The sequence below is a fragment of the Syntrophotalea sp. genome (assembly GCF_050253115.1).
Lineage (GTDB): Bacteria > Desulfobacterota > Desulfuromonadia > Desulfuromonadales > Syntrophotaleaceae > Syntrophotalea > Syntrophotalea acetylenica.
Genome location: NZ_JBFWJQ010000108.1, coordinates 1 through 8379, shown reverse-complemented (window position 1 = coordinate 8379; position 8379 = coordinate 1). Strand labels below are relative to the sequence as shown.

Here is an 8379-nt window from a genome sequence, read left to right as displayed (position 1 = left end):
AGGTATCCTCAGATCGAATCGCAGCGCGAATGCATCTACAAAAGAGAAGACTATCGCTCCGATGTGAAAGAGCAAAATCAGAAGCTTGCGGACGCCGGTTTTTTGAAATGGCAAAGGAAGGCTCAACATTTTTTACCTCCTGAAGGATTGAAAAGCCTCCCTACCCCCTTCATGCAACCGATCACGCATCCCGGTCATTCCAGGACGCGATACCAAATCAATGAAGGCTTATATTTTCAGTATCTACATACTTAGAGAAATATCATACGGCGGAGCTTTGTCAAACGGCGCGGCCATCCGGTCACTGAAGAAAATGCGCAACGGATCGTGGCCGGCAAAACCAGTTTCATCCATCCAAAACCTGCCTTGCTGCAGCAGCGTCGCCGTTGGAGGCCTGCATCAAAATCTCACCGATACGGTTTGCCATGATAAACATGTCTTCTTCCCGCAACGTTGGATGAACCAGGAACATAAGCGAGGTTTGGTGCAGTCGCTGGGCAACAGGCAGAGGCGCAGGCGGGCCAAGGCAGGTTTTTGTAAAAGCTTTTTCCAGATAGATCTCTCCGCATACACCCGTCAGGCCGGGAACACCTCGCTCTTCCAAACAGGAAAGAATGCGTTCCCGGGTCCAGCCCGGCTTGAGCATCCGCGGCCGGAGAAAGGCATAATACTTGTAGTAGGCATGCCCCACATGCGCTGGCGGCGGAGTCAGACGCAAGGCCGGAAGGCCTGCCAGGGTCCGGGTGAGGATATGCGCGTTGCGCTGCCTTGTCTGCAGCCATTGGTCCAGTTTCCGCAAAGCCCGGCAACCCAGCGCCGCCTGCATTTCGGTCATGCGCCAATTGGTGCCAAAGGATTCGTGCAACCAGTGAAATCCCGGTTCGCCACGGCAGGCAGTAACGGCGGCAAAACTTTTGCCGTGGTCTTTATACGCCCAGGCCTTGGCCCACAGTGTGTCATCATTGGTGACCAGCAAACCGCCTTCGCCACCCGTGGTCATGATTTTATCCTGGCAGAAGGAAAACGCGCCCATGTCGCCGATGCTGCCCACCGGCTGCCCACGGTAGGTGGCGCCATGGGCCTGAGCACAATCCTCAATCACTTTCAGCCCGTGAGATCGGGCCAACTGCATGACAGGTTCCATCTCACAAGGCCAGCCGGCCAGATGCACGACGATAATGGCACGCGTGCGCGGCGTAAGAACCCTGGCGATCGTTTCCGCGGTGATGTTCTGGCTATCGGGATCGACATCCGCAAGAACCGGAACGGCACCGCGTGCAACCACCGCGCTTGCCGAGGCGATGAAGGTGCGGCAGGTGGTCACGACTTCATCGCCGGGACCGATGCCGAGAGCATGCAGGGCAAGCTCCAGGGCTACCGTTCCGTTGGCCAGAGCGATGGCGTGACGCACCCCCAACCGCTCGGCAAACTCGGCTTCGAACCGGCGGGTGACCGTCCCGGTCCAGTAATTGACCTTGCCGGAGCGCAACACCTGCGAAACGGCGGCAATGTCCTCTTCGTCGAACACCGGCCACGGCGGCATGACCCAGCTGCCGTCCATGCCCGAGGCACCTTTTGCATGCAATGTCATCTGCACTCCTTTGTACCCGGATCGGAATGTCCCTCTTTGCACCGGGCGGACCGCTCCCGGTCAAGATCGGTTTCCGCGGCGTCGGGATCGGCCGACACGCCTTCGCGTCGCAGCACCTGTAAAAAGGTTTTGATTAGAATTTTCAGATCCAGCCACAAGGACCAGTTATCGACATACCAGACATCGAGCGCCAGCCGTTCATCCCAAGGCAGGTAGTTGCGGCCGTTTACCTGGGCCCAGCCGGTAATGCCGGGCCGGACATCGTGGCGCATGTGTTCCCGTGGCGTATAATACGGCAAATATCGCATCAGCAACGGTCGCGGACCGACCAGGCTCATGTCGCCTTTAAGAACGTTGAACAGGGCCGGGAGTTCATCAAGGCTGGCATTGCGCAAAAAAATCCCCAGCGGCGTAAGGCGCATACCGTCAGGCAGCAGTTTCCCGGAGGCATCCCTGGCATCGGTCATGGTGCGAAACTTGTATAACATGAAAGGTTTGCCCCCGAGACCGGGCCGTGCCTGGCAAAACAGCACGGGACGCCCGATTTTCCACAAAACCCCGAGGGCAACAGCCGCCAGCAAGGGAGACAAAAGAATCAATCCCGGCAGAACACAGATCAGATCCATCCCCCTTTTGCAGACTGTCTTGATGCCCTGGCCCATGCCGACACCTCCTTCCGGCCGTCAATGCAGGCTTTTCCTGTCGATTTTACCGCTTGAGGTTTTCGGTAGCGCCTCCACGAATTCCACGTATTTCGGTACCATGAATGGCTCCAGGGTCTTATGGCAATATGCCTGCACCTGCATCTCACTCAGATGAGCCTGCCGCCCACAAACAACAAAAGCCTTAAGGGCTTTGCCAAGCACCTCATCGGGAACCCCGACAACCGCCGCCTCCGCAACGCCATCGAGAGCGCACAGGGCATTTTCGATTTCCTTCGGGCTGACCCTCTCTCCCCGGGTTTTGATCAAATCGTCCGTGCGGGATACAAAATACAGGTAGCCCTCCGCATCCCGACGGAACAGATCCCCGGTATGCAGCACAATCTCGCCATGCCGATTGCCGGGGCGAAAAACCCTGGCTGTCTCAACGGGATCGTTCCAATAGCCCTGCATTACATGCGACCCCCGAACCACAAGCTCGCCGACTTCATTCGCCGCCACCTCCCGTCCTGTGGCATCGACAACGAAAACTTCACTGTTCGGGATGGGAATGCCAACCGAATCGGGTTTTTCATCCAGCTTTTCCGGGGGCAGATAGGAAACCCTTTTGCACTCGGTCAGTCCGTACATGGAGAAAATCCGGACATGCGGCAGCATCTTCCGCAGGCTTCTGATGTGAGCCACCGGCAGCGCCGCCCCGGTATTGGTAAGATAGCGCAGGCATCTGAAATCGAAACGGGCAAGATCCCGCATTTGAAGAAGCATGGCCACCATGGTCGGCACGATGGGGAAGCCCGTAACCTCCTCGACGGCGAGGCGTTCCAGCACAACCCGGGGGTAGGTAAAGGAGTTTTCCAGCACCAGGGTCCCACCGAATAGAAACACCATCAGCAACTGATAAAGTCCATAATCGAAAGAAAACGGCAAGGTGTTCAGAACGATATCCGTCTCAACGTTTTCCAGATAGGTTGTGATACTGCGTGCGGCGGCAACCATATTGTAATGTGCCGACACCACGCCCTTGGGTTCGCCGGTGGACCCGGAGGTGTAGATGATCGTGGCCAGATCCCTGTCGATGACCGCTGGCAGCCGCCCGCCGGCATCGCTGTCACCGGCTACAAACAGATCGGACCATTGTGTAAACGAATCCAGGCGGCGAGATCCTTGCGGAGCCTCGCAAGGTTGTCCGTGATGGCACCAGACAAGGTGTCGCACTCCGTCCGCATCGGCCATGGCCTCCTCGATGACGCGTCTGCGGGAATCATGCGCAACCAGGGTCGTCGCTCCGCAATTGTTGAGGATATAGGCAAGTTTGGCGCTTTTCATGGTAACGTTGGGCAGCACAAAAACGGCACCGGCCTTGAGCGTGCCGAACAGAGCGATCACCGCTTCAACGGAATTGTCCAGAAAAATCACCACCCGCTGGTGACGGTCTACGCCAATGGAAACCAGATACCGTGCAAACCGGTTCGCAGCCGCGTCGATTTCCCCATAGGTCAGACGCAGGCCGTCGCAGACCAGCGCCACCTTACGACCATGCCGCGCAGCGGAATATTCGAGAAAATGATGAACCAGGTACGGATTTGTCTGCATATTTTCAGCTTTCTGCTGCCCTTCGATTCCGGATTCATTCCGGCCTCCCCACCGAAAGCCCTGCGGCCCGCTGCAAGACAGGTTTTTCAGAGGATATTCCGGGACGGGCATTTCCCATTCAGAAAACAGACCACATTATGGATGGAATCCAGATTCTGGGGGATCAGCTCTTCGTCGGAGATGGCAATGGAAAAGCGCTCCTCAAGAAATGTGACAAGTTCGAGAATCCCGGTCGAATCGATAATCCCGCTGGCCTGCAAGGATGTCATATCGTCCAGCCCGGCGTCGTCTCCGAACATGAAATTTTCAACGATGTATTTCCTGACCAGGTTTGAAGCATCGGACATCAACTCCTGTCCTGAGGAACCGGTACCCGCCGAAAAACCTTCTTTCATTTGTCCTCCTTTCGTCCATTACCGGGAAAACTGTTCTCAGCCCTGCCCCATGCAGACATCGATCTGGGGAACCGGCCCGACAAGAAACGGGGGCTGGTGCTGATAGCGGGTTGTGGAGCGTTTGATCTCGATATCCCTGAAAACCCCTTCGACCTGGGCGGCATCCAGCCCGACAAAGGGCGCGACCTCACTCGCCTGAATGCCGTTGTTTTTCGCATAAAGGCATAGGTCCATCTCCCTGTAGGGTAGCGAAAAGTAAAATTCATCCTGTCCCTGGCTCAAGGAGTAGGTATCCGTTGTCGGAGGCCGGCGACGAATGATTTCAGGCACGTCCAGGTATTCCGCCAGCTGATACACCTGGCTTTTGTACAGATGGGCAATCGGCTTGACATCGGCCGCGCCATCGCCTTGTTTAACGAAAAATCCCTGATCGTACTCAAGCCTGTTCGGGGTACCCGCTACGGCGTAGTGGCAACGGTCTGCATGATAGTATTCGAGCATTTTGCGGGTGCGCTGCTTGAAATTGGTGGCCGCTACAATCTCAAGGTAGGCCTGCAGAGGCAAGCGTCTCTTCATCCGCTGCCCTTCAGGGGTTTCCACCACAATGGAAAAAAAGTTGTAACCTCCGGTTTGTATCGGATTGGAAGAAACAATTTTGGATTTCCATCCTTGCCCGTATTCCGGCACCACCCTGCGAACCGCGTCCTCGTAGCGACGATAAAACCGAAGGGCTTCAAGCACCGGCGTAATATCTTCCCGGCAGGTTTCGATACCGTAATGGCGGGCCAGCAAACTGCTGAGCCGCAAGGATTCCTCGGCAGAGTGTCTTTCGGGCATTTCCAGCCCCAGGACACGGTCCGCGCCCACCGCCCGCACCACCAGGGCGGCCGTCACGCTGCTGTCAATGCCCCCGGACAGGCCAAGGACGAATCCCCGACGGCGAAGGTTATTTTTGAGAACCTCACGCAGACGCGAACAAATCGCTTCCACCTCCCCGGCCGGATCCACCCGCAGGCAATCCGGAGAAAACCGTCGTTTTTCAATCATCGCATCACCCTGGATGTGAAACCTGAATGTGCCGCCCGTCTTCGCGCACAAGGCGCTTCAGCGTGGCCGGCGCGGCCTGCAATCCATGAAAATCCTCGACAAACAGCTGATGGGTCAACTGGGTGGTAAGTATGCCGGTCAAAGCCATATTCTGGTTTTCGCCGGCGGCAACGCCCGGGTCCTTGCGAAAGTGGGACACAAGATGCGCTACGCGGTCGGGATGAAAATACCCGGCCCGGGAAATTGCCGCCTCACTGAGCAGTTCTGCCATCCAGGAGTCGCCGACGGTGTTGCGAAAAGCTTCACGGATGGGAGCTCGATAAGGTTGTTTGGGGCGCTGCGCAATGCTTCCCGGCAACAGACCACCAAAAGTTTTCTTGAGAATATATTTTTCATTCAGACCGTGCAGTTTCCAGTGGGCCGGCAGGCGCGCGGCAAATTCAACAACACGGTAATCGAGAAAAGGCAGGCGAATTTCAAGAGAGTTGGCCATGGCGACCCGATCTCCCTGGGAAGACAGAAGATAGTTGGAAAGGAAAATTCCAACTTCCAGCGTCTGTGTGCGGGAAAACAATTCCCGCTGAAGGAAATCGGCCGGCAGACCCGCGGCCACCCGCTCATAGGAATCGCAACCGTCCAGGCAACTGCGCAAGGCATCGGAAAACAGCGCTGTGTTGCGTCGTCCGTTATTCCATCGAAGCTGGTGCGAAAATAAAAGATTTGAACGATCTTCGGGCCGCGTGGCAAAAAACTGATAGAGAAAAGCCCGTCCACGGGACGGGTTGGTAAACACATAAGGGTAGAGTTTTTCGAGAAGGCGCGGCCGCAGGGTGGAGTCAGGCTGTCTTCCCCAGAAGTGACGAACCTTGGCTTCCTTGAAAATATTATATCCGCCAAAGATCTCGTCAGCTCCCTCCCCGGTCAGGACAACTTTGAAACGGTGCTCACGCACCAGTCGCGACAACAGGTACAGCGGCACCGGAGACGTGCGTAAAAGAGGCGTTTCGCAATGCCAGATGACCGCAGGCAGAGACTCCCGGATCTGATCGGATGACACAACAACGGAACAATGATCCGTTCCCAGATGCTTGACCAGCTGATCCTGAAAAACAGACTCATCAAACGCGGACTCCGCAAATCGCATGGAAAAGGTTTTGAGCCTGTTATTGAAATGCCGCGTGATAAGGGCCGTGACAATCGAGGAATCCAGGCCGCCGCTCAGATAGGCTCCCACGGGCACATCGGCCCGCAGACGCAGCCTCACCGCATCGGTGAGCAGCGCGTCGAGATGTTCCATGGCTTCGGTGAAACTGCCGTCCCACCTTTCGAATTTATTAAAATATGGCAGCGACCAATAGCGATGCTGGCTGACATGTCCGTCTCCGACAGTCATGTAGTGCCCGGGCAGAAGCTGTTGCACACCTTTGAACACAGTGCGGGGAGGCAGAGTTGTCCAGAAGGTGAAAATCTCGTCAAGCGCCCCTGGATCGATCTCGCGAGCAACTCCGGGGACAACGAACAGCGACTTTATTTCTGAAGCAAACGAAAACCGGCCGCCCTGTTCGCAGTAAAAAAGCGGACGGATGCCGAATCGGTCCCGGGCGAGAAACAATTCCCGCCTGCCGGCGTCCCAGATCGCCAATGCGAACTGCCCGTTGATTTTTTCCAGACAGGACGGTCCGTATTCTTCATACAGATGCAGCACAACTTCGGTATCGGTATCGGTTCTGAAACGATGGCCGGCCTTTACAAGCTCCTCTTTCAACTCGACATAATTAAAAGCCTCTCCGTTGTAGACGATCCAGAGAGAGCCGTCTTCGTTGCCGATCGGCTGCAGGCCCGAGGCAAGACCGATGATGCTGAGGCGGGCGTTGCCCATGGCAAAGTCCGGCGACCAATAGGCCCCGCAGGCGTCGGGTCCACGGTGCTGGATCATGGCCAGCATGCGCGGAACGAGCTGTTCGGACAGCGGATTGTGTTGCAACGTATTCAAAACACCCGCGATTCCACACATATAACCTGAAGTCTCCGATGGGATGGGAATCAACAAAATGCCGGCATTCCATGGTATTGGTGCCTCGGAAAAATATGCAAGGGTGTCAGCGACCCGTAGCTACCCGGCGCGGTAGCCCTCCAATGAGCCTTTCCGGACCCTTCTTTTGCTATGGCCCAGAAAATTGGTGCCGAGATACAATTCTTCAATTTTGAAACCCAGGCTGAGAAATCCGTTCAGCGCCGGGACATTTTCGTTTCGAATAAAAGTTTTACAGACCGATATCCCGCTATCCATGGCTTTTTTCAGCAAGAGATAGTTTACCGAGGAAAAAACCCCTGTTTTTCGATATTCAGGAAAAATATAAAGATTCTCAACCATACATTCATGTGGTTTTAAGGAGGCCCAAACACTATACATCTCGCTTGAAATTAACTCATTATCTTCACTTGTTATTAACCACTGCATTGAAATTATATCCGAAAATTTGTCTTTTGCAAAATAACAACCATTGAATCCTTTCTTGTAAAATAAAAGTCTTGACAGAATTTCCTTTCTTTCTGTTTTTGAATATTTCTTTAAATTGGATAGAATTTTTTCCCAATCTTCTTGACTTGCCTTTTCAATAAAAACATCACTCCTTATCCGTTTTAAAGAAACAATTCTGGATAAGTTTATCTTCAAAAAGTAATAGTAATCGATTTTAAACATTCGTTTAGCTGCTATTTTAAGAGCAGGAAATGGCCCAAGGTTATCAAGAACAAGGCTCAATATGCTTCGCTCGAAGTACATGGCGTTCTTTCCGGGCCGTACAGCCCATGCCGATAGCACCCATGTCAGAGATCCCGTGCACCATCCCTGAACTCGGAATGGTGACGCCATTTTTTTCGTATGATAACTACGCTGCTGTCCATCCGGAGGTCAGGGATGGATACCAGCTAAGTACGCTATTTCTAAGTGGTTTCTCAAGATAATAACGCGAGATGCGACCGTGTCAAGCAATGCAGGGGACACAAAGACAATAGCTGCGGGGAGTTGCACCATGCTGGCGTCGCATGTTGAAAGACGGTCAGGAAAGACAACCCGGGGTGAATCAGG

General features: G+C 54.5%; 8 protein-coding genes. 1 reads left to right on the top strand and 7 read right to left on the bottom strand.

Annotation, left to right across the window (positions count from 1 at the left end):
* Positions 1 to 255 (top strand): hypothetical protein (locus AB7E65_RS10545; RefSeq protein WP_428745853.1); only part of this gene is annotated, 255 nt, incomplete at its 5' end.
* 91 nt (positions 256 to 346) lie between these two features.
* On the opposite strand, the gene AB7E65_RS10540 is transcribed toward AB7E65_RS10545, so the two are convergent.
* From AB7E65_RS10540 to AB7E65_RS10510, 7 genes are all read right to left on the bottom strand, one after another.
* Positions 347 to 1591: a DegT/DnrJ/EryC1/StrS family aminotransferase gene (locus tag AB7E65_RS10540; RefSeq protein ID WP_083558819.1), complete on the bottom strand. Its 1245-nt coding sequence runs from the start codon at positions 1589 to 1591 to the stop codon at positions 347 to 349.
* On the bottom strand, positions 1588 to 2253 hold the full coding sequence (locus tag AB7E65_RS10535) for a sugar transferase (RefSeq protein WP_145926446.1): 666 nt from the start codon (positions 2251 to 2253) through the stop codon (positions 1588 to 1590). Before AB7E65_RS10535 ends, AB7E65_RS10540 begins: the two co-directional genes overlap by 4 nt.
* A 21-nt stretch (positions 2254 to 2274) precedes the next feature.
* The gene (locus tag AB7E65_RS10530) at positions 2275 to 3846 is read right to left on the bottom strand and encodes an AMP-binding protein (protein WP_072288187.1); all 1572 of its coding nucleotides are present in this window, start codon (positions 3844 to 3846) and stop codon (positions 2275 to 2277) included.
* A gap of 86 nt (positions 3847 to 3932) precedes the next feature.
* Positions 3933 to 4241 carry an acyl carrier protein gene (locus AB7E65_RS10525; protein WP_428745852.1) on the bottom strand — a complete coding sequence of 103 codons (309 nt, stop codon included), beginning with the start codon at positions 4239 to 4241 and terminating at the stop codon, positions 3933 to 3935.
* 36 nt (positions 4242 to 4277) lie between these two features.
* Positions 4278 to 5288, bottom strand: a complete 1011-nt coding sequence (gene nadE, locus AB7E65_RS10520) for an NAD(+) synthase (RefSeq protein ID WP_428745851.1) — start codon at positions 5286 to 5288, stop codon at positions 4278 to 4280.
* 4 nt (positions 5289 to 5292) lie between these two features.
* The gene (gene asnB / locus AB7E65_RS10515; RefSeq protein WP_428745850.1) at positions 5293 to 7302 is read right to left on the bottom strand and encodes an asparagine synthase (glutamine-hydrolyzing); all 2010 of its coding nucleotides are present in this window, start codon (positions 7300 to 7302) and stop codon (positions 5293 to 5295) included.
* A gap of 99 nt (positions 7303 to 7401) precedes the next feature.
* Positions 7402 to 8073: a hypothetical protein gene (locus AB7E65_RS10510; protein ID WP_428745849.1), complete on the bottom strand. Its 672-nt coding sequence runs from the start codon at positions 8071 to 8073 to the stop codon at positions 7402 to 7404.
* Positions 8074 to 8379 lie beyond the last annotated feature (306 nt).